The sequence below is a fragment of the Prosthecobacter sp. genome, assembly GCF_034366625.1.
Classification (GTDB): domain Bacteria; phylum Verrucomicrobiota; class Verrucomicrobiia; order Verrucomicrobiales; family Verrucomicrobiaceae; genus Prosthecobacter.
This window is the reverse complement of sequence record NZ_JAXMIH010000006.1, coordinates 296387-317299: the sequence shown is the minus strand read 5'-3', so window position 1 is coordinate 317299 and position 20913 is coordinate 296387. Positions and strand designations below refer to the sequence as shown.

General features: G+C 60.5%; 18 protein-coding genes. 11 read left to right on the top strand and 7 right to left on the bottom strand.

The window, feature by feature from the left end:
- Positions 1 to 4: 4 nt before the first annotated feature.
- The 7 genes from kdpC to U1A53_RS04205 all read left to right on the top strand — a co-directional run bounded on the left by kdpC (position 5) and on the right by U1A53_RS04205 (position 7684).
- Positions 5 to 589: a K(+)-transporting ATPase subunit C gene (gene kdpC / locus U1A53_RS04235; protein ID WP_322279198.1), complete on the top strand. Its 585-nt coding sequence runs from the start codon at positions 5 to 7 to the stop codon at positions 587 to 589.
- Positions 590 to 613: 24 nt separating this feature from the next.
- On the top strand, positions 614 to 1048 hold the full coding sequence (locus U1A53_RS04230) for a potassium-transporting ATPase subunit C (protein ID WP_322279196.1): 435 nt from the start codon (positions 614 to 616) through the stop codon (positions 1046 to 1048).
- Positions 1049 to 1103: 55 nt separating this feature from the next.
- Complete coding sequence (locus U1A53_RS04225) at positions 1104 to 3773, top strand: sensor histidine kinase KdpD (protein ID WP_322279194.1); 2670 nt, start codon at positions 1104 to 1106, stop codon at positions 3771 to 3773.
- A gap of 17 nt (positions 3774 to 3790) precedes the next feature.
- Positions 3791 to 4453, top strand: a complete 663-nt coding sequence (locus U1A53_RS04220) for a response regulator transcription factor (RefSeq protein ID WP_322279193.1) — start codon at positions 3791 to 3793, stop codon at positions 4451 to 4453.
- Between the two features lie 94 nt (positions 4454 to 4547).
- Positions 4548 to 5654: an ATP-binding protein gene (locus U1A53_RS04215; RefSeq protein WP_322279192.1), complete on the top strand. Its 1107-nt coding sequence runs from the start codon at positions 4548 to 4550 to the stop codon at positions 5652 to 5654.
- 3 nt (positions 5655 to 5657) lie between these two features.
- Positions 5658 to 6323, top strand: a complete 666-nt coding sequence (locus tag U1A53_RS04210; protein ID WP_322279191.1) for a response regulator transcription factor — start codon at positions 5658 to 5660, stop codon at positions 6321 to 6323.
- Positions 6324 to 6415: 92 nt separating this feature from the next.
- Positions 6416 to 7684 (top strand): MFS transporter, encoded by a 1269-nt coding sequence (locus U1A53_RS04205; RefSeq protein WP_322279190.1) that lies wholly within the window; start codon positions 6416 to 6418, stop codon positions 7682 to 7684.
- A gap of 6 nt (positions 7685 to 7690) precedes the next feature.
- Here U1A53_RS04205 and U1A53_RS04200 read toward each other — a convergent pair whose 3' ends face one another.
- Genes U1A53_RS04200 through lpxK form a run of 5 tightly spaced genes read right to left on the bottom strand, consistent with a single transcriptional unit; the run spans position 7691 to position 12745 of the window.
- Positions 7691 to 9121: a trypsin-like peptidase domain-containing protein gene (locus U1A53_RS04200; RefSeq protein WP_322279189.1), complete on the bottom strand. Its 1431-nt coding sequence runs from the start codon at positions 9119 to 9121 to the stop codon at positions 7691 to 7693.
- 39 nt (positions 9122 to 9160) lie between these two features.
- The gene (locus tag U1A53_RS04195) at positions 9161 to 10282 is read right to left on the bottom strand and encodes a cysteine desulfurase family protein (RefSeq protein WP_322279188.1); all 1122 of its coding nucleotides are present in this window, start codon (positions 10280 to 10282) and stop codon (positions 9161 to 9163) included.
- On the bottom strand, positions 10279 to 10701 hold the full coding sequence (locus tag U1A53_RS04190) for a hypothetical protein (protein ID WP_322279187.1): 423 nt from the start codon (positions 10699 to 10701) through the stop codon (positions 10279 to 10281). Before U1A53_RS04190 ends, U1A53_RS04195 begins: the two co-directional genes overlap by 4 nt.
- Positions 10698 to 11522 carry a formate dehydrogenase accessory sulfurtransferase FdhD gene (fdhD, locus tag U1A53_RS04185; RefSeq protein ID WP_322279186.1) on the bottom strand — a complete coding sequence of 275 codons (825 nt, stop codon included), beginning with the start codon at positions 11520 to 11522 and terminating at the stop codon, positions 10698 to 10700. The genes U1A53_RS04190 and fdhD overlap by 4 nt, the downstream gene beginning before the upstream one ends.
- Complete coding sequence (gene lpxK / locus U1A53_RS04180) at positions 11522 to 12745, bottom strand: tetraacyldisaccharide 4'-kinase (protein WP_322279185.1); 1224 nt, start codon at positions 12743 to 12745, stop codon at positions 11522 to 11524. Before lpxK ends, fdhD begins: the two co-directional genes overlap by 1 nt.
- Positions 12746 to 12826: 81 nt before the next feature.
- On the opposite strand from lpxK, the gene U1A53_RS04175 reads away from it, so the two are divergent.
- The gene (locus tag U1A53_RS04175; RefSeq protein WP_322279184.1) at positions 12827 to 14470 is read left to right on the top strand and encodes a serine hydrolase; all 1644 of its coding nucleotides are present in this window, start codon (positions 12827 to 12829) and stop codon (positions 14468 to 14470) included.
- Here U1A53_RS04175 and U1A53_RS04170 read toward each other — a convergent pair.
- Together U1A53_RS04170 and U1A53_RS04165 are read right to left on the bottom strand one after the other, a co-directional pair.
- The gene (locus tag U1A53_RS04170) at positions 14439 to 15416 is read right to left on the bottom strand and encodes a metalloregulator ArsR/SmtB family transcription factor (RefSeq protein ID WP_322279183.1); all 978 of its coding nucleotides are present in this window, start codon (positions 15414 to 15416) and stop codon (positions 14439 to 14441) included. The genes U1A53_RS04175 and U1A53_RS04170 overlap by 32 nt on opposite strands.
- A 97-nt stretch (positions 15417 to 15513) precedes the next feature.
- Positions 15514 to 16203, bottom strand: coding sequence for a hypothetical protein (locus U1A53_RS04165; protein ID WP_322279181.1), 690 nt, complete (start codon positions 16201 to 16203; stop codon positions 15514 to 15516).
- A 129-nt stretch (positions 16204 to 16332) separates the two neighbouring features.
- On the opposite strand from U1A53_RS04165, the gene U1A53_RS04160 reads away from it, so the two are divergent.
- The 3 genes from U1A53_RS04160 (at position 16333) to U1A53_RS04150 (ending at position 20899) form a co-directional block, all read left to right on the top strand.
- Positions 16333 to 17145, top strand: coding sequence for a type II secretion system protein (locus U1A53_RS04160; protein ID WP_322279180.1), 813 nt, complete (start codon positions 16333 to 16335; stop codon positions 17143 to 17145).
- 71 nt (positions 17146 to 17216) lie between these two features.
- Positions 17217 to 17918 carry an FCD domain-containing protein gene (locus tag U1A53_RS04155; RefSeq protein WP_322279178.1) on the top strand — a complete coding sequence of 234 codons (702 nt, stop codon included), beginning with the start codon at positions 17217 to 17219 and terminating at the stop codon, positions 17916 to 17918.
- Positions 17915 to 20899: a DUF1553 domain-containing protein gene (locus U1A53_RS04150; protein ID WP_322279177.1), complete on the top strand. Its 2985-nt coding sequence runs from the start codon at positions 17915 to 17917 to the stop codon at positions 20897 to 20899. Before U1A53_RS04155 ends, U1A53_RS04150 begins: the two co-directional genes overlap by 4 nt.
- The last annotated feature ends 14 nt before the right edge of the window (positions 20900 to 20913 follow it).

The window sequence follows — 20913 nt, the reverse complement described above, 5'->3', positions numbered from 1 at the left end:
CACCATGAAAGCTCTCTTTTCCGAACTCCGCCCCGCCATCATGGCCACACTCGTGCTCGCCGCTGTGACCTGCGGTGCTTATCCGCTCCTCGTCACCGGCATAGCTCAAACGGCCTTCAAAAAACAAGCTGCAGGCAGCCTCATCACCGACAAAGACGGCAAAGTCATCGGCTCCGCCCTGCTCGGCCAGAACTTCGCCGCCGATCATTACTTCCATCCGCGCCCCAGCGCCGCAGGTGCCGGCTATGACGCCGCCAGCTCCGGTGGCAGCAATCTCGGACCCACCTCGCAAAAGCTCAACGATGCCATCAAAGAACGCATCGCCGCCTATCGCACCAAGAACGATCTCGCAGCCGATGCCGTTGTGCCTGCTGATGCCGTCACCGCCTCTGGCAGTGGCCTTGATCCGCACATCAGCGTGAAGAACGCCGAGTTGCAGGCCGCCCGCGTCGCTAAAGCCCGCAACCTCAGCGTCGAGAAGGTCAAGGAACTCATCACCACCAGCACCGCGAAGTCCGACCTCGGCATCCTCGGCGAGGCTGGCGTGAATGTGCTCAAGCTCAATCTCGCGCTCGATGCCCTCAAGTAAGCCAGCGTCACAACACTCAAAGCCATGTCCACCACACGATCATCCAACGCCACGCGGGTGCCGCCACGTGTATGGGCGTTCTATGCCGCCGCACTCGCCCTGCTGCTGCTGTTTTTTGCGCTGATCGCACAGTTCGCCAAGGTCGGAAAATCCAAGGAAGAGTTCAAGGTGCCCGACGATGTCCAGGCCGCACGCGAGCTGCTTACCCAAAAATTCACCGGCCCGCAATACTTCCAGATCGGCGAAGAGAAAGGCCTGCTGCCCTATCCTTGCATCTCCGTGACCGATGCCAGGTCGCAGATGGACCGGATCATCAAAGAACGAAAGCTGACGCCCGAGGTCGCCATTCAAATCAACAAACTCATCGAGAAACTGACCGTGCCAGAACCATCGCGCATGGTCGGCGTTGATCATGTCAACATCCTCCAACTCAACCTCGCGCTGGATAAGTTGCGATAATGCCTGTCCTTGTTAAGAACAAACGCATCAAGAGCGGTGAACAGCTTCTGCCATCATGAATGACGATCAACGCCCCGACCCGGATGCTCTGCTCGCGCAGATGCAACAGGCGGATGCGGCTGCGAAATCCGGCAAGCTCTTCATCTTCCTCGGCATGTGCCCAGGCGTCGGGAAGACCTACGCGATGCTGCAAACCGCACGCCAGCGGGTCATAGAAGGCGTGGATGTGCTCGCAGGCATCATCGAAACACACGGACGCTTCGAGACGGCCGCGTTGCTCGAAGGCATGACGGTTCTGCCCCGCAAGCAGCTCGAACATCGCGGCTTCACGTTGGAGGAGTTCGACATCGACGCGGTGCTCGCGCAAAGGCCGCAGCTCGTGCTTGTCGATGAACTCGCGCACACCAACGCGCCCGGCTCACGACATGCCAAACGTTATCAGGATGTGCTGGAGATCATCGACGCCGGTATCGACGTTTACACGACGCTCAATGTCCAGCACATCGACAGCCAGGTGGACATCGTGCGGCAGGTCAGCGGCGTGGCCATCACCGAGACGGTGCCGGACTCGATCCTCGATGTCGCGCATGAGATCCAGCTCATCGACCTCAGTGTCGAAAAACTGCTGGAGCGCATGGCCGACGGCAAAGTGTATCTCGGCGAGCGTGCTGAACTCGCCGTCTCAAATTTCTTCAAAGAAGGCAACCTCACCGCGCTACGCGAACTGGCCTTGCGATTCACCGCCGAGCAGGTGGATCGCGATCTGGAGGACATCCGCCGACTGAAGCGCGTCAGCAGTCCGTGGAAAACCAACGCACGGCTCATGGTCGGCGTCGGCCCGAGTCCGTATGCCGAAAGCCTCATCCGCTGGACGCGCCGTGCCGCCACGAGGCTGAATTGTCCTTGGATCGTCGTGTGGGTGGAAGGTTCGCGCGTGCTCACGCCCGTCGAGCAGGACCGTCTCACGCGCTCGCTCGGCCTCGCACGCAAACTCGGTGGCGAAGTCGTCTCCGTAACTGGTGAGAATATCACCGAGGCGCTGCTGCAAGTCGCCCGTGAGCGCAACGTCTCGCAGGTCGTCGTCGGCAAGCCGGACAATCCCTCGCTTTGGAAGAAGTCGCTCGCGGATCAACTCATCCTCGGCAGCGGCGACATCGACGTGTGCGTCGTGCGACCCCTCGCCGCCACTGACAAGGCACGCAACCTCACACCGCTGCAAGAGACGGTGCCCGAATCCATCATCGGCGAATACAGTTGGGCGCTGGTGACAGTATTCAGCATCGCCAGTGTGTGCTGGGGTCTGGTGTCCATCACAGGCTACATGTTCGTCGCGCTCGTGTTCCTGCTCGCCGTCGTGCTGGCGGCGCTGCGTTTCAGTCGTGGACCGGTCATGCTCATGGCCACGCTCAGCGCCCTGTGCTGGAACTTTTTCTTCATCCCGCCGCAGTACACGTTTTACATCAACAAGGCCGAGGACTGGATCATGTTCGGCATGTTCTTCATCGTCGCCATCAGCATGGGCAGCCTCACTAGCCGCCTGCGGATGCGCGAGATCGCCGAGCGTCGTCGTTTGCGTCAGACGGATGCTTTGCTGCGCGTCACCCAAAGTGCCGCGCTAGCCGCTGAACCCGAAAAAGGTCTCGCCGAGGCACTGCGCACGATCAACGAGCTGCTCAATGCGGACACCGCGCTCGTCGTGCGCGAGCAGGACCGCTCGCTGCCAAAAGCCGCGCACAGGGCCAGCAGCTTCCATCCTTCACCAAAAGAATGGGGCGTGGTGGCCTGGAGCTACGAGAACAAACAGTGCGCGGGCCGCTTCACCGACACACTGCCCGAGTCCGCCGCCACCTGGTTCCCGCTGCAAACCGCCACCTCAAACATGGGCGTTCTCGGCGTGCAGATGCCACGCGAGGCGCGGCTCGATTTCACCACACGGCAGACCATCGAGGCTTTCGCGCTTCAGCTCGCGCTCGTTTTGGAGAAGGAGCATTTCATCCAGGCCGTCAGCCACGCCGAAGTGCTCGCCCAATCCGAGAAACTGCACCGCACCCTGCTCGACAGCGTTTCGCATGAGCTCAAAACGCCGCTCGCCGTGATTCACGCCGCATTGGAAGGCATGAATGACATGCGAAGTCCTTACATCGCGGAGATCAACACGGCCTCACAGCGATTGCAGCGCGTGGTGGACAATCTGTTGCAGATGACACGCCTCGAATCCGAAGTGTTGCAGCCGAATCTCGGCTGGTGCGATCTGCGCGATGTCATCGCTGCTGCCAGACAGGCCGCAGGCGATGTTTTGAGCATGCATCCAGTGAATGTATGGATACCCGACCACCTCCCGCTGGTGAAACTCGATCACACCTTGCTTGCGCAGGCTTTGGCGAACATTCTGCACAACGCTGCTGTTTACACACCGCAGGAAGCCACCATCGAAATCACTGCCAGCCTGCACGCCCAAAGACTCCGTCTTACCATCCGCGATCACGGCCCAGGTCTGCCGCTTGGCGAGGAACAGCGCGTGTTTGAGAAATTCTACCGCGCCAAAGGCTCCCCGGCGGGTGGCACAGGCCTCGGTCTTGCCATCGCCCGCGGCTTCATCCAAGCCCAGGGCGGCGACATCACCGCACGCAATCATCCCGAAGGTGGAGCGGAGTTTGTGATCGAGGTAGAACGAGTTTTCCAACTCGTTCCCACAGCACCGCCTGCCGCCGAACCAACGAGTTAGAAAACTCGTTCTACCTCATGACCGCCCTGATCATCGACGACGAAATCCAGATCCGCCGCCTGCTGCGCATGGCGTTGGAGTCGAAGGGCTACACCGTGCGCGAGGCTGAAAACGGTACGCTGGGCCTGCAGGATGCCGTGTTTCACAAACCCGACGTCATCCTCCTCGATCTCGGTCTGCCGGACATGGACGGTGTCGAAGTTCTCAAACGCCTCCGCGAATGGAGCCAGGTTCCGGTCCTGATTTTGAGCGTGCGTGATCAAGAGTCGGTGAAGCTTGCGGCCTTCGATGCCGGTGCGGATGATTACGTCACCAAGCCCTTCAGCACCGCCGAACTCCTCGCCCGCCTCACCGCCATCCAGCGCCGCCAGGGCCAGGACGAAACGGCCTGTCTGAGCGTTGGCGGCCTCGTGCTCGATCCTGTGCATCACGAGGCCACGCTGAACGGACAGCCGCTCAAACTCACGCCCACGGAGTATGCGATGCTGGCGCAGCTCGTCCGTCACGCGGGCAAAGTTGTCACGTTGAAACACCTCCTCCGTGCTGTCTGGGGCCCGCAGGCCGAGCAGCAGAGCCATTATCTGCGAGTGTATGCCAGCCACCTCCGCCATAAACTCGAAGGCTCCACTCTGGAGATCAAAAATGAGCCGGGCATAGGCTACCGGCTGGAGGAGCGGTGAACTCTGCTTTCACACTTTCTTAACGCCTCCAGCGCCGCTGTTTACTGGCGGCGGATGACTTTGCAGGCACCATGAATCACACAAGTCAGTTGCCATGAACACCGAGGACACTTTCAAACCCAAACCAGCCCGCGAACCGGTGCCGACGCATGTGGTCGGCCAGTTCAGCTGGGGATTGACGATCATCTTCGTGCTGGCCTCGGCATGCTGGGTGCTGCTGCCTTACACGGGCTATCTTTTCTCGGCGCTGGTGTTTCTGATGGTCATCGTGCTGGCAGGCACGCGGTGGAATCGCGGGCCGGTGCTGGCGATGGCGGTGGTGAGCGCACTGGTATGGAATTTCATCTTCATTCCGCCGCAGTTTACGCTGCACATCGAGAAACCGCAGGACATCATCATGTTCGCGATATTTTTCGTCGTGGCGCTGAGCATGGGCCATCTCATCACGCGGCTGCGAGAACGTGAGGCGGCTCTTGAGCGGCATCATCGTGAGCGCGAGGAGTTGCTGGCACAAAAGCACCGCGCTGAGTTGCTCGCCGAATCCGAGCGCCTGCACCGCACGCTGCTCGACAGCATTTCGCACGAGCTGAAAACGCCCATCGCCATCATCCGCACGGCCTTGGACGGCCTGGGCCAGGGCAATCCCTACGCGGCGGAGATTGAGACAGCCAACCGCCGTCTCCAGCGCATTGTGGAGAACTTCCTGGAGATGACCCGTGTGGAATCCGAAGCGCTCAAGCCACATCTCGACTGGTGCGAGATCGGTGATGTGCTCCACGCCACCACCACGCCTCTTCATCGCGAGCTTGCCGAGCATCCTTCGATCATCACCGGTATCGAAAGTCTGCCACTGCTCATGCTCGACAGCCGTTTGCTCGCGCAGGCGCTCGGCAACGTGCTGCACAATGCCACGCTTTATGCGCCTGCTGGAACGCCGGTTGAAATCGCTGTCAGTCTCACCAACAACACGCTGGAATTCCGTGTGCACGATCACGGTCCCGGTTTGGCTCTGGGCATCGAGGAGCACTTGTTCGACAAATTCTATCGCGCTCCCGACTCACCTGCTGGCGGCACGGGGCTCGGACTCGCCATCGCACGCGGCTTGATGCGAGCCATGAAAGGTGACATCGAAGCACACAATCATCCCGAAGGCGGCGCGGAGTTCATGCTCCGCCTGCCGGTGAAGACCCGCACCACCTGAGCCATGCCCAAAGCCCTCATCATCGATGACGAACAGCAAATGCGACGCCTGCTGCGCATGGTGCTGGAATCGCGCGGTTACGCGGTCTGCGAGGCCGCCGATGGCCAGCTCGGTCTGCAAGAAGCCGCGTTTCATCGGCCTGATGTCGTGCTGCTTGATCTCGGCCTGCCGGGCATGAGCGGCATCGACGTCCTAAAACGCCTGCGTGAGTGGAGCGACGTGCCCGTGCTCATTTTGAGCGTGCGCGATCAGGAAACCGTGAAGGTCGAGGCCCTCGAAGCCGGTGCCGACGACTATGTGACGAAACCCTTCGGCACGGCAGAGCTGCTTGCGCGTCTTGATGTCATCCAACGCCGTCGTTTCACCCGCCAGAGCGCCGAGATCACCGCTGGACCGCTCACGCTCAATCTGCTGCATCACGAGGCGACGTTGAACGACACGCCGCTCAAACTCACTCCAACGGAGTTTGCGCTGCTCAAGACCCTCGCCGAGCACGCGGGCCGCATTGTCACGCAAAACCAAATCGTCCGCCAAGTCTGGGCCGGCCAGTCCAGCGACCCGAGCGAGGGCCTGCGTGTCCACATCAACCACCTGCGCAAAAAGCTCGGCGAATCCGGCCCGCGCATCGTCAACGAACCAGGCATCGGTTATCGGCTGGAGGAGCTGTGAGGCTTGTCCTGGGGCAGCTTCGATCATGCCCGCATCAAGTCTGGGCATGAATTCAGGCTTTTCGTTCCGAGGTGGCTGTGATTAATGGCACAATGTCCACGCCTCCGACTGCCGCTTCCGACTCGCCCACTTTCATGCGCCGTGCCTGGCTGGTCGTGGGGCTGCTGTTCCCGGTGGCGCTGCTGAACTATCTGGACCGGCAGATGATCGCCTCGATGAAGGTGTCTGTGATGGGCGACATCCAGGACATCGGCAGCGAAGAGAACTGGGGCCACATGCTGGCGTCGTTCAAGTGGGTGTATGCCATCTTCAGCCCCATTGGTGGTTACATCGCCGATCGCTTCAGCCGCAAGCTCACGATCTGCGGCAGTTTGTTTGTGTGGTCGCTCATCACCTGGCTCACCGGACATGTGGGCAGCTTTAACGAGCTCTACTGGGCACGCACGATGATGGGCATCAGCGAGGCGTTTTATATCCCGGCGGCGCTGGCGCTGATCACGGATTATCACACGGGCGGCACGCGGTCACGAGCGGTGGGCGTGCATCAGATGGGCATTTATTGCGGCGTGATGGTTGGCGGCTTTGCCGGGTTCGTGGCGGACGCGCCGGATCTCGGCTGGCGCTTCATGTTCGACTTCACCGGACTGGCCGGCATCCTCTACGCTATTCCGCTGCTGCTACTGCTGCGGGACGTGCCGCGTCAAACCAGCCTGGACAGCAATGGCGATGTCTCCGCGAGGCCTTCCGTTGGTGTGGCAGTCGTCGAACTGCTGACGAACCGCAATTTCATCCTGCTCGTGATGTATTTCACCCTGCCAGCGCTCGCCGCGTGGGTGGTGCGCGACTGGATGCCTGCGATCCTGCAAAAAGCCTTCAACATCAGCCAGGGCAAGGCCGGCGTGTCCGCCTCCCTCTACTGGCAGGGCGCAGCACTGCTTTCCGCCATCCTCGGCGGCTGGCTGGCAGACCGCTGGATGCGGCGCAGCGAGCGTGGGCGCATCCATGTGAGCGCCATCGGCATGATGCTCATCGTGCCCGCGATGTTCGGAGTGGGCAACGCGCCCGCGCTGAACTCCTTCGCGCTCGCTGTGGCCGCACTGATCCTGTTTGGAGTCGGCTGGGGCTTTTTTGACTGCAACAACATGCCCATTCTCAGCCAGATCGTGCGGCCCGAGCTGCGCGCCACCGGCTACGGCATCATGAACTTCGTCAGCATGATGTGCGGCGGCGTGGCCGACTGGGGCTTCGGTGCCATGACCGACCGCGGCGTGCCGCTCAACATGATCTTCGGCGTTTTCGCCCTCGTGTGCGTCTTCTCGCTCGTGCTCGTGCTCATGATTCGTCCCAAACCGGGAACTTGAGCGGTTTCACCCGCCGCAGACCTTGCAGGGCTTCCCGTCCGTTGCCTGGCAGGCGTTCGCAGCGTTGTAGAAGCGGCACTTGGCATTGTGCCGGGTGCCGGAGGAGCTGAGGCTCCAGCCGGTCGCCGGGCCACCGCCCCCCGGCGGCGTGTCGGTGCCTGCGGCTTTCGCTGGCGGCGGAGCTTTGCTTTCTTCCCGTGTCGTCACCACGATCACCGAGGATTTTTTCAGCGTCGCCACGGCAAGCTCCATCTCATCGCCATTCGTGCCTGGCTTCAGGGACGGCACGCCGGGCACACGCTTCTCCCTGCCATCCTTGTCCTTCTCCACATACAACTTTTCCAGCGCCTCGCTGCGCAGGCATTCAGACAAGGCTTTCGCCACCGGCTTGTCCGCGCTGCTTGCTGATTTGGTGGAGCGCTTTCCCAGCACGCGTGATTGCGGGGAGAAAAACACGCCGAGCACATCGCCCTTTTCCCCAATCACGTAACCGCCCACGGTCTTCTCATCGATCGCAGCATCGTGCTCGAAGCTGTCCGCTCCGGCCATACGGCTGATGATACCCTTGGTCAGTGGTGGAGTGGAAAAGGTTTTTCCAGTCGTCGTCAGAGCCACAGCAAAGATGTTCTGGCCCAGTTCCAACGGCTTGCGCGGCAGAAATTTCCCCTGCTCCACCTCCACGGCGCACGAAAGCAGCGCCAGACCGAGCTCGTCGTCCGTCTTCACGACCTTGGCCGGAACATCCTGTCCGGCGTGGTGCAGCACGATGGTTTTGGCGTCCTTCAAAATCGCCGCATCGGTGATGAAGAAGCCTTTGCCCACAGGCAGTCCCATGCCACGGGTTGTGATCGTTACAATCAGCGGCTCCCGCACCGGCGGCGCCTGCTTCGCCGCATCACCACCGCTGGCGATCTGGATTTGCAGCGCCGCGTTCACCGCGTCGTCGAGCGACAGACTGTAGGCGTTGATCAGCGTGCTGGTGCCATCAAGCGCCTGAAACGTGCGCGTGCCCGCATGGTAGAGTGTCTTTCCCATCACCTTCGCGCCACGCTCAGTCGTGAGATCATCACCGCGCAGCACGAGAAACGGCGCTCCGGCGCCCACCCAGGTGCCTTTCTGATTCGGCAGTTCGTTGATGATGCGGCAGAGCAGGCCTTCCGGCAGCACCTGATCCGCCTGCATGTTGAGCGCTCCTGCCTTCACCGCCGCCTCCAGCGTCACCTGCGCCTGCTGGGAGAACTGCTGGTCCTCTTTGGAGAACGCTGCCGCCGGAAACACGGTCGATTTACCGTCTTTGCTCTTCAGCAGCAGCTTTCCCTCCTTCATCCCGGCAAACTCGGCCTCCACCGTGCGCGAACCGTCCGCGCTGCGCCATTCACGTGCTGAAGCAGACGCGCAGGCCATGACCGCGCCGAGGAAGAAGTTCCGCCAGTTCATGGCCGCGAGACTAGACGTGAACCCGCCCCGAGCAACCGCCTACTGCGGCCTGCCGCCGCGGTTCAATTCCTCGGAAACGTCACCGAAGGCCGTGGCGAGCGCCTGCCAGTCCTCCTTTGTCGTTTCCCAGCCGCCACTGATCCGCACCACGCGTTTCAATTCGTCAGCATTCGCCCCAAGGGCCGTCACCACGACGGAGGAGCCTTCCTTGCCCGAACTGCAGGCCGATCCGGTCGAAATGCTGAAGCCACGACGCGACAGACGCGTGAGCCACTTCAAATTGTCGTGTGAGGGCATCACCATCAGCACCGTGTTCCAGAGACTCGGCGCGGATTCGCTGATCACGCGCAGGTTTTCAAAGCGCGAGCGCATTGCGGCGATGAAATCATCGCGCAGTCGGGTTTGTTCGTGTCCGATCTTCGCCAAACTCGGCGTGAGTGTCTCCAAGGCCGTCACCATCGCTTCGATTGCCGGGTAGTTCTCCGTTCCAGCACGGCGGCCATTCTCCTGCGGCCCGCCTCGAATGAAATGAAGCCGGGAATCCTCCGTCGGCAGTACGAGGAACCCGCAGCCCTTGGGTCCACCAAACTTGTGGCTGCTGCCGGTGATAAAATCACATTCGCTGAGGCTGGCGGCTTCGAGTTTGCCGATCCACTGCGCCGCGTCCGTGTGAAACAGCACGCCCTGCTCTCGGCAAAGCGCGGCAATCTCGCGCCACGGCTGCAACGCGCCGCTTTCGTTGTTCGCAGCCATCACCGAGACCAGCGTGGGCCGTTTCGTTTCGATCAACGCCTTCACTGCATCCGGTTCGACCACGCCGTTGGCATTCACCGGCAGTTCCAGCCGGTTTCTGCCCCGTGCTGTTTCCTGCACGCTAGGATGTTCGATGGCGGAGACCGCCACGAGTTGATCTGATGGGAGAGACGCCAACAACGCATTGTTCGACTCCGTGGCACCCGAAGTGAACACGATGCGTTCCGCCTCCGCTCCGATCAGCGTGCCGAGTCGTTCGCGCGCCGATTCAAGCTGCTGGCTGGCGAGGCCCGCATCACGATACAGGCTCGATGGATTGTGCCAGTGCTTCTCGCTGGCAAGCAGCCACGCTTCACGCGCGGCGGGATGCAGCGGCGTGGTCGCATTGTGATCAAAATAACCGTTCATGAAGCAGGCTTGAAACGCGATGGCAGCGGGATGTGCAGCAGCATCAGAATGAACGCACCGCCGATGTAAGGCAGCCAGGCGTCGCCAGCGCCGTTGGAAGTAATGCCGTTGACGAATCCGAGCACACCCACGCCCTCACTGAGCGCAAACACGACGACATTTCCGGCAATGAAGCGACCGTGATTCGCCGGATCATCCAGCGTGAGCTGACCATTGACGAATCCGCCCAGCAGCAGTTTGCGTATAAAAAAACTCAACGCCGCCGCGCATCCGGCCGCCAGTGCAACGATTCCGCCGAGTGACCCTTGATTCCCCTGTGCTGGCGCAAACGTCATCGAGCTAAGCATGCCCGCATAAACGAGAAGCGAGGAGCACAACGCGCCCCAGATGATGAAAACTGTGAGTTGAACCGGTTTCATGGCTGGATCGTGAGGCGCTGCGGATGCGTGTAAACATTCATGGTTTCACCCCGCAGGAAGCCGATGAGCGTTTGATTGGCCTCATGCGCGAAATCGACTGCGAGGCTGCTCGGCGCGGAAATGGCGGCGACGAGCGGGATGCCTGCCGCGAGCGCCTTTTGAATGATCTCAAACGACACACGACCACTGACGAGCAGGATGTGGTTGTCGAGCGGCAGAAGGCCGCGCTGCAAGGCGTAGCCGAGAATCTTGTCGAGCGCGTTATGGCGGCCCACATCCTCACGCAGGACAACCAGCCTGCCTTCGAGATCAAACAAGCCGCTCGCATGCAGGCCGCCGGTTTTGGAAAACGTTTCCTGCGCGGCTCGCAGCTTGTCCGGCAGGCTAGCGATCAAGGCTGGACTGACCTTCCAATCGCCTTTCACCGCGGGAAATTGCTGAAACACGCTCTCGATGCTCGTCTTGCCGCACAGGCCGCAGCTTGAAGCACTGAAGACGTGACGCGTGAGCGAGTCCCAGTTCACCACCGCGCCGCCGAGCAGCACATCGACGATGTTTCCCTTCGAATTGCCCGTGCTGGGACATTGCGAGATTTCCAAGATGTCACGCGGGCTTTGCACGACGCCCTCGCTGACAAGAAATCCGGCGGCGAGTTCCTCATCGTGTCCCGGCGTGCGCATCACCACGGCCACAGAGCGGCCTTCCACGCGGATTTCGAGCGGCTCCTCGCGGGCTGTGACATCGCAGACATCATTCACACCGCCTGCGACGTTGACCTTGCGCACGCTGAACTCGACGATGGCGGGATTCTCTGCGCTCATCACGAGGCCTCCATGAAGTCCGCCGGCAGCACTCCGGCCGGCACGCGTCGCGGTTCCGCGATCAGGCGCACCATTTTGTCGAACACATCGCGACCACGGATGATCTCGATCTCCACACGCATGAAATAGAACGGAATGTCGGCGGCGGCCAGCTTTGGGAAACGCACATAATCCTTCTCCGTCGTGACCATGCAGTGCACATCCCGCCGCACGCAGCGCTCGACGAACTGATTCAGCTCAGGTCCGTGGAAGCGGTGGTGGTCGGCGAAGCGGGCGATGACCTCCACCTTCGCGCCGAGCTTGCGCAGGCCGTTTTCAAAGCTTTCCGGCACGGCGATGCCAGACAAGGCGCCGACAAATTTGTCTTTCAGGCCTTCGATGGGGATGCGCTCGCCGGTGTGGATGTTTTCAAAGTGCATCGCGCGGTGCCGGCATTCGATGATCTCGGCGGCGCGGTTGTAGCGGCGGATTTGGGCGATGATGTCCTCGCTGTCACCGTCAGACTTGGTGATGAAGATGTAGCTGGCACGGCGCAGGCTGCGCGGCGGTTCGCGAAGAGTGCCGCGTGGGAGCATGAAGCCGTTGTTGCCGAAGGGGGCCGTTTTGTCGATCAGCACGATGTCGTGGCGGTGCTTGAGCCGGAGGTATTGCAGGCCGTCATCGAGCACGAGAACATCAGCGCCGAACTTTTGAATCGCATGCGCCCCGGCCTTCACGCGGTTCTTGTCCACCACGACGGGGATGCCCGTGCAGTTCTTCGCGAGCATGAAGGGCTCGTCGCCCGCGTTGTGTGAATCCAGCAGCACCTTCTCGCCATCGGACACGATGCGCGGCAGCGATTCCGGCGGTTTGGGGATGAAACCGAGGCGCGCAGCCAGTTTTTTCGAGAGCGGCAGCTTCTTCTGGCGCTTGCTCTTGTAACCGCGGCTCAAGATGCACACACGGCGGCCATGCTCATGCAACGCCTTCGCCAGCATCTCGACGACCGGTGTTTTGCCCGTGCCGCCAACGGTCAGATTTCCCACGCTGATGACCGGCACGCCGAGGTGATGATCGTGAATGTAGCGATGGCGGTACAAATAGAGCCGCGTCCGCACCACCGCCGAATAGATGCCAGAAAGCCCGCGGAAGACGACCCGCAGCATGGACGCGCGAATCCCACGACGGTTGTTGATGACGACGTCGATGATGAAATTTTCCAGATCTTCCAGGGTGTCTCTCACAGCGCGGCATTGGAGGCGGGGAAGGGGGCCGCGTCAATCAGACGCCTTGATGTTTGCGGACGAGTTTCGTAGCCTGCACGCATGAATTGCCTTCTCCCGGTGCTGTTGGTCGTCCTTTTCACCACGAACTTGCTGCAAGCTCGTACGTTGGCCGAGGCTGCAGCTCAACAGGCCAGGAGCCTCAAAGCCGGCTGCATCGTGACTGGCGAACGCATTGGCGATGACGTGCGTTTTGCCATTGCTGGCAAGGCGCCCGAGGCCAAGGACACGCCGCCGGAGAAGATCGTCTTTGAGATTGGTTCGATCACCAAGGTGTTCACCGGCCTGCTGCTGGTCCAGGCGGTGGTGGAGAAAAAAGTGACGCTGGAGACGACGATCGGCAGCCTGCTTGATTCTAAACGGAAGCTCGCCGACCCACGCATCGCCGCAATCACGCTGAAACAGCTTTCCACTCACACCAGCGGACTGTCGCGCATGCCGGGCAATGCCGCCGCAGGCATGGCCGAAGGTGATCCGTATGCCAATTACGATGAGAAACTGCTGCTCGACTTCATTACGAGCACCAAGCTCGAAGGAGAGGGGCCATATTCGTGCAGCTACTCGAACGTCGGCGTTGGTCTGCTCGGTCATCTGCTCGGCAAGGTGTATCAGACGACCTGGGAGGACGCAGTGGTGATGAAAATCTGCCTGCCGCTCGGCTTGCACGACACCGCTGTTCACCCTGAGTCGAAGCTGCCGCTCGCCAAGCCCTACGCGGACGCGACAGAAGTGAAACCGTGGACCTTGGCTGCCATGGCCGGAGCCGGAGCGCTGCGCAGCACGGCGGCTGACATGATGAAATTTGGTGAAGCCATGCTGCATCCCGCACAGTCGCCGCTCAAAGACGCCTTCGCCCTCGCTTTGAAACCCCATGCGGATGCACCCGCCCATGGCGGCCAGATTGGCCTGGGGGTGTTTTTCGGTAAATACGAGGGTGACACGTTCCTGCATCACGACGGCGGCACTGGCGGCTACAGTTCGTCGCTGCAGGTGATCCCCTCGAAAAGCATCGTGCATGTCGTGTTGATCAACAACAACAGCCTTAGCGGCTCGGCAGTCATCGCCGCGATGTCGGCCGCTAAAAAAGCCGCGCCGACCCCTCAAAAGGAGATCATTCTGCCAGCTGAGACGATGCAGCAGTATTCCGGTGTTTATGAGCTGGATCGTGATTCCCGCTTCACTGTTCTGCTGCGCGACGGCCAGCTCTGGGTGCGGCTCAGCGGTCAGCCGTTCTTGGGTGCGTTTGCCAGAGGGCCGGATCGTTTCTTCTACAAGATTGTGGCGGCTGAAATGGCCTTCAATCGTGACAAGGATGCGATCCAGTCGCTCACGTTGTTCCAAAACGGTCAGGAACTGACCGCGAAGCGCACCAGTGCGCCGCTGCCGAGCCTCACGCTGCGCACGGCAAAGGAACTGCAGCCCTACGCGGGCGAGTATGCGCTCCTGGGATTCAAGAAGCTCAACGTCACCGTGAAAACGAACACGCTCTTCGCCCAGCTTGAAGGCCAGCCTTCGATTCCCGTGTTTGAAACTGCCCCCGACCGTTTTGAGTACGATGTCGTTGAGGCCACGCTCGTTTTCACGCGTGATGACAAAAAGCAGATCAACGGTCTCACATTGCTGCAAAACGGCCTCACACTGCCCGCCGCACGCGTTACGAACCGCTCCAGTGGCCCGACGAAGTGAGGCGGTTTTCCTTTTCTGCCAGCGCCAGGATGGTTTGGAAATGCGGGCTTTTGCCCTCGCGATGCACCACGCTGGTCTCGATCTTTTTGAAGCCTGCTCGGCCCAGCATGTCATGCAGCTCGCTTTCGGAGAAGCCGAGCCACACATCTGCATATAGATCACGCGCCTTCTCAAACTGATGCTTCAGCAGGTCCAGCAGCACGATCCGCCCGCCTGGCTTTAACAGCGTGTGCGCCGCCTTCAGGGCCTTTTCCGGATTCTGCGCGTGATGCAGCGCCTGGCTCAGAAACACCAAATCCACGCTCAGCGGTGGGATCGGCGGCGCTTCGAGGTCGCCCAGGCGAAATTCGAGGTTCGTGAAGCCATGCTTCAGTGCCAACTCTGCACCATAGGCCACCATCTTCTCGCTGTTATCGACCGCGATGACCTTCTTCGCCCGCTGCGCGAGCAGTTGCGAAAGCGTCCCCTCGCCCGCGCCCAGATCCGCGATGATCAGCGGCGGCATCAGTTTGAGCAACGTCTCTCCCAGGCCCTTCCACGAACGTCCTGGGATGTAATGGCGGCCAAACTTGCCCGCCAGAGCGTCAAAGTACGCCTGCGCCGTCTGCGCCCGCTTCCGCAGCACCACTTTGAGCGCCTCGTTGTCTTTGGCCACCTCACGCAGTTCACCGCCGGCCGCTTCGATCAGTGCCAGAAAGTGCTCATGGGATTCCTTGTCCTTCGCGCTGGGTTCATCCAGTTGATAAAGCCGGTTCTTGCCGCTGCGGCGATCACTGACCAGCCCGGCAGCCTTCAGTTTTGCCAACTGGGCCGAAATGTTCGACTGCGGGAGTGACAGCACCTCCTGCAACTCCGCCACGCTCAGTTCCTCCTGCTTGAGCAGCAGGAGCAGCCGCACCCGGGTTGGGTCAGCGATGAGGCTTAGAGATTTGAGAATGGAGGCCACGGCAAAGCCATCGTATCAACGCATCATGATTCATCAATGCCGGAGTTGTGGCCTGATTCTGAAACTATCAACAATCAACCATTCACCATCAACCCTCTCACAATTTCGATGCCGCCCAAATGCCTGCCTTTTTTTGCTCTGCTTGCTTCCTCAGCGCCTGCAGTTCCAGGGCGTAGTCATTCAGCGAACGCGCATCCGAAGGCAGGCTGGTGGTGACACCCGCCACGCGTGCATAGCCCTGTTGCACCAGCAAATCCGCCAGATAAACCCACTTCCCGGGGCTGTTCTCCACCAAGATCAGCGCATAAAACCGGCTGCGCTCCGGTACCTGCTCCCAGCGCGTCATCACCGTGAACGGGTGTTCTTTCAGAAGTTGGGTCACGTATTGAACGGCCTTTTTGCCCTCGTCCACGATGCGCTGGCTGCTCACGCCAAAGTAGCGCGCCTGCTCCTGCACGCGCTGCGGATGCGTCCACTCCGGGTCCAGCGCATCTACGAAATAGAGCACAAACACCTGCTCGTCCTCCGTGTCGCTCACCTTGATGCGCAGCGTGTCCGCTTCGTTGGTGCGGCTCTCCACAAGGCGCGCCTTGGGAAACACCTTGAACTCTGACAGTGGCTCCCGACCGGTGTCCGCATTCTGCCCCGGCGGCACCTGCGCCACACCCACTGGCAGCGCTGGGAGCGGCGCGGGGCGGCTCTCCTTCAGCAGAATCGCCACCAGCACGATGATCAGCACCAGCACGCAGGTGATGGCGAGATTGAGCAATGTGTCGCGGAGAGGCATTTAGGATCAGTCGTCGGTTCGGCGCGTCAATGTCCAGCGTTCAGCCGCGTGCTCAAGCTTCAAGTGTTTGGAGGATGATTCATTACAGTCTTGTGCTCCCCTATCACTTCGACTTGAATGCCTTTGAATATGAAACGCACTGCCGCCTTCACCCGGATTGAGCTGCTGCTGGTGATCGCAGTTACAGCGCTCCTCGGGGTTCTGTCTGTGGCGGCCTTCAAGTTCATTGAGATGGAAGGCAATCAGGCAACAGGCGTGCATAACTGCAAACAGATCATCCTCGCCTTGCAGCAGTTTGCCAAAGACCATGGTCATCAGTATCCAGATTCGGTGACAAACAAGTTTACGGGTGGGACTTCGCCCACCTCGAATGACGCCTTCCGCTTCCTGATCCAGGAGCAGATCGTCAAAGACGAGCATATCTTTGGCTGCCCTGATGGCTTCAAACCGGATGGCAACATTGGCGCAGCCCCGCGCTACAGCAAAGCATTGGAGCCAGACGAAAACCATTGGGCGCTGACCGCAGGCCAGACAGATACAGGCGTGGGCAGCATGCCGCTCGTCTTTGAGAATCCGGTGTCTAACAGTTGGGCACCTTATTGGAACGCGGACGTGTGTGCTCGATCAGGCCTGGGTCGCGTCTGGCCCGGCGCTCTGATCATCGTCGGCCGCAACGATGGCAGCGTCGGAATGGAAAAAATGTCTGGAGAGCATGGCCTCGTGTCACCCAAACCACTGATTGACGGGTTGGATATTTTTACCCAAGCCTCGTCCGGCCAGCCGCAGCGCGTACTCAATATCACACTCCCTTCTGTTTACAGAGGGTGTCCAATTGGCCCCATCACACCTGCGTTTCGGCCCGAGATGCCAGGCGTCCCGGTTCGTGTGCCATCGCTCGGGCAACCCGGTGGCTTGCCGCCGTCTCCACTGGGAAATCCTTGAGATGAATTCGGAAGTTCTTGAAAGTTTCATCGAATCAATCCGCGTAATTGGTATGACCTCCTACCAATTACATGACTCTTTCCCCGCTCAAACCCACTCTGTCGCTCGTCGAGCAGGTCTGCTCGCGTCTCGCACGCCAGTTGCGTGACGAGGTCGAGTCCGGCGATGGCAGGCTGCCGCCCGAACGTCTCATGGCCGAGCGCCTCGGCGTCAGCCGCACCGTGCTGCGTGAGGCCACGAAACGTCTCGAACTCCAAGGCCTGCTCGAAATCCGTCACGGCAGCGGCATTCGCGCCGTCAACCGGCTCCACAAGCCGCTCAGCGGCTCCCTTTCACTGCTGCTGCCCGAATTACCCGAACGCCTGCGGCAGTTGAACGAAGCCCGCGCTGCCATCGAGCCTGAAATCGCTAGTCAGGCCGCCTTGAAGGCCAAAACGGCTGATGTGAAGCAGCTTCGCGCCATCCACGACCGCTTGGTGGCCGCTGAAACCCACGATGAAGCCGTTGAGGCCGACATCGACTTTCACCGCACGCTCGCCCGCATCGCCGGAAACGAGATTTTGAAGCTCATGCTCGAATCTCTCGCCGATCTCGGTCGCGAAAGCCGCCGCGTCACCATCGGCAACGTCGGCCAGCAACGTGCCATCGATCACCACACCGCCATTCTAACCGCCGTGGCCGCGCATGATGCTGGCGCCGCCGCCAAAGCGATGAAACACCACATGGACGAAGCCGCACGCGATCTCGCCGCCAAAACGAAGACGAAACGATGAGAACCACTCTCTTCATCCTCCTGGCGGCTGTTCCAGCACTAGCCGTTGATTTCGACCAAGACATCCGCCCGTTATTGCAGGAGCGCTGCATCGAATGCCACGGTGAAAAGAAGCACAAAGGAGAGCTGCGCCTCGATGCGAAGTCATACGCCTTCAAGGGCGGTCACGACGGCCCGGCCATCGTTGCGGGCAAGCTCGACAAGTCGCCGCTCTACCAGCGCATTACCAACACAGACGACAAAGAGCGCATGCCACCGAAAGGTGATCCGCTGACGCCATTGCAAATCACGGCAATCAAAACCTGGATCGAAACCGGTGCTGCTTGGCCCGAAAACACCACCGATAAAGCCGCGCTGACTGACAAGCGCCTCCAGCACTGGGCATGGCAACCGCTGACAAAGTTCGACACACCTCAGTCCATCGACTCGATCATTCACGCGAAGTTAACCGAGAACAAACTGCAACCCTCGCCCGAAGCAGATCGGCGCACGCTGATCCGGCGACTCACTTTCGATCTCCACGGTCTTCCACCGACGCCTGCCGAAGTCGAAGCCTTCATCCAAGACAACGATCCGAAGGCGTATCAAAATCTCATCGACCGCCTGCTCGCCTCACCGCGCTACGGCGAGCGCTATGCCCGTCACTGGCTCGACATCGCGCATTACGCCGATACGCACGGCTTTGAGCGTGATCAGCGTCGCGACAACGCATGGCGCTACCGCGATTACGTCATCAACGCACTCAATGCCGATAAAGCCTATGATCAGTTTCTGCGCGAGCAGATCGCGGGCGATGTTCTCACACCCAATGATCCGCAGGCCATCGCGGCGTCTGGTTTCCTCGCCGCAGGCCCCTATGACTATGTTGGGCAGGTAGAAACGAAGAGCGATGTGCTGCGCCGCAGTGCCCGCACGCTCGATCTTGATGACATGGTCACGCAGGTGATGACCGCCGCGTGTGGTGTGACGGTGAACTGCGCGCGCTGCCACGATCACAAGCTCGATCCCATCTCGCAGCGCGAGTATTACTCGCTGTGGTCCGTGTTCGCCGGATTGAAGCGCGGAGATCGCGATCTCGACACCGCCGAGTCAGCACGCCTCGCCGCAGAGCGGGCCAAGACACAGAAGCGTCTTCGCGAAGTCACCACCGAACTCGCCAAACTCACCGGCGAAGGTCTCGATCTCGCCGACATGATCGGCGGTGGCAACGGACGCGGCACTGGTACGAAAGGCGCGGGCTTGCACATCGGCAACGGCGCCGTCGTGAAAGACAAACTCGGCTACCATCGTGACATCAAAGCCAACCGCCTCCAAAAGCCCGAGTGGGGCAATGTGAACGCGCCCAAGTTTGTGCAATGGCTCTTCGTGCCCGATGGCCGCGATGAAGTGAACGTCGCCGCCAAAACACCTGTGAAAGGCGTGCCGCCAACTTCCGCACACACCTGGGATGCCATCCGCAACGGCCCGCTCGCCTCGCAAGTCTCCACCAGCATCGACGGCACTGATTTTGCCAAGGAAGGCCACAGCATCCTGGGCCTGCACGCAAACAGTGCTGTCACCTTCGACCTCGCTGAGATTCGCAAAGCCAGTGGCTACGCGAAAATGCGCCTCACCGCGATGGTCGGCTTTGGAGCGAGCAAACAAGCCGCCAACAGTCTCGCTGACTTCACCGTCTTCGTTGGCAGTGATCAAAAATTCCAGCGACTCAAGATGCGCAAAGACGAGTCCGCGCGCATCGACCTCAGCATCCCCGCTAATGCGCCGACGCTCACCGTGATCGCCACGGATGGTGGCGACGGCGGTATCGGCAACGATCTCTTGTTCCTCGGTGATGCCAAACTCACCCTCGACATCGAATCCCAGCCGCTCTCCGCCGCCGACAAAGCCCGCGTGGAAACGCTGCGAGCCGAGGAAAAGCAGCTCAGCGCGAAACTGAACGCCAAAGTCACCACGGACAGAGTCTATGCCGTCATCGCCGACAAACCGCCCGCTGTGCAGATCCTAAAGCGTGGCGATCCCGAGTCCCCCGCCGACGAATCCATCCCGCCCGGCACCCTCAGCCTCCTGCGCGATCTCAAACCCGAACTCGGCACCCTCGACACGCCCGAAGGCGAGCGCCGCAATGCTCTCGCCGCCTGGATCACTGATCCGCGCAATCCATTGACGCGGCGCGTCATCGTGAACCGCCTCTGGCACTGGCATTTCGCTCAAGGCATCGTGAATACGCCCAGCGACTTCGGCCTCGGCGGTGGTCAGCCATCTCATATCGAATTGCTCGATTATCTCGCTGAAGAGCTGCTTAAAAGCGGTTGGTCACTCAAGCACATGCACAAGCTGATTGTGATGTCGCAGACCTATCGGCAGGGCTCAAGGAGGGGCGCTTTGCAGGCGCCCTCGGCGGTTGAAAACCGCCGTTCCTTGGAGATCGACTCCAACAACCGCCTCCTCTGGCGACAAAACCCACGCCGCATCGAAGCTGAGGCCACGCGCGATTTTGTGCTCGCTGTCTCGGGCAAACTCAATCTCCAGCAAACGGGCGGCCCGGGCTTCTCCGACTTCACTTACACCGAAGGCTACGCCCCCGTGTATCAGCACATCACCGCAGACACACCCGAGTTGTGGCGTCGCAGCATTTATCGCTTCGTCGTGCGCAGCACACCGCAGAAATTCCTCACCACGCTCGACTGCCCCGATCCCGCAAATCTCACCCCCGCGCGCATGACCACCACCACCGCGCTGCAATCGCTGGCCCTCTTCAACAACGACTTCATCCTCCGCCAGTCCCGCTACTTCGCCGAGCGTTTGCAAAAGGAAGTCGGCACTGACCTCTCAAAACAAATCCATCAAGCCTACGCCCTCGCCTTCTCCCGCGAACCCACCACTGAAGAGCAACAGCTCGCGACCGAATTCATCCAAGCCAACGATCTCTTCGCCTTCTGCCGGTCGCTGTTTAACGCCAACGAGTTTGTGTATGTGGACTAGCCCGAAGCCGCCAC

Coding starts and splice junctions, on each gene's coding strand:
- U1A53_RS04220 (WP_322279193.1), top strand. CDS start 3,791: ATGACCGCCCTGATCATCGACGACGAAATCCAGATCCGCCGCCTGCTG.
- U1A53_RS04150 (WP_322279177.1), top strand. CDS start 17,915: ATGAGAACCACTCTCTTCATCCTCCTGGCGGCTGTTCCAGCACTAGCC.
- U1A53_RS04230 (WP_322279196.1), top strand. CDS start 614: ATGTCCACCACACGATCATCCAACGCCACGCGGGTGCCGCCACGTGTA.
- U1A53_RS04155 (WP_322279178.1), top strand. CDS start 17,217: ATGACTCTTTCCCCGCTCAAACCCACTCTGTCGCTCGTCGAGCAGGTC.
- U1A53_RS04215 (WP_322279192.1), top strand. CDS start 4,548: ATGAACACCGAGGACACTTTCAAACCCAAACCAGCCCGCGAACCGGTG.
- U1A53_RS04210 (WP_322279191.1), top strand. CDS start 5,658: ATGCCCAAAGCCCTCATCATCGATGACGAACAGCAAATGCGACGCCTG.
- fdhD (WP_322279186.1), bottom strand. CDS start 11,522: ATGAGCGCAGAGAATCCCGCCATCGTCGAGTTCAGCGTGCGCAAGGTC.
- U1A53_RS04165 (WP_322279181.1), bottom strand. CDS start 16,203: ATGCCTCTCCGCGACACATTGCTCAATCTCGCCATCACCTGCGTGCTG.
- U1A53_RS04160 (WP_322279180.1), top strand. CDS start 16,333: ATGAAACGCACTGCCGCCTTCACCCGGATTGAGCTGCTGCTGGTGATC.
- U1A53_RS04200 (WP_322279189.1), bottom strand. CDS start 9,121: ATGAACTGGCGGAACTTCTTCCTCGGCGCGGTCATGGCCTGCGCGTCT.
- U1A53_RS04195 (WP_322279188.1), bottom strand. CDS start 10,282: ATGAACGGTTATTTTGATCACAATGCGACCACGCCGCTGCATCCCGCC.
- U1A53_RS04190 (WP_322279187.1), bottom strand. CDS start 10,701: ATGAAACCGGTTCAACTCACAGTTTTCATCATCTGGGGCGCGTTGTGC.
- U1A53_RS04205 (WP_322279190.1), top strand. CDS start 6,416: ATGTCCACGCCTCCGACTGCCGCTTCCGACTCGCCCACTTTCATGCGC.
- U1A53_RS04175 (WP_322279184.1), top strand. CDS start 12,827: ATGAATTGCCTTCTCCCGGTGCTGTTGGTCGTCCTTTTCACCACGAAC.
- U1A53_RS04225 (WP_322279194.1), top strand. CDS start 1,104: ATGAATGACGATCAACGCCCCGACCCGGATGCTCTGCTCGCGCAGATG.
- kdpC (WP_322279198.1), top strand. CDS start 5: ATGAAAGCTCTCTTTTCCGAACTCCGCCCCGCCATCATGGCCACACTC.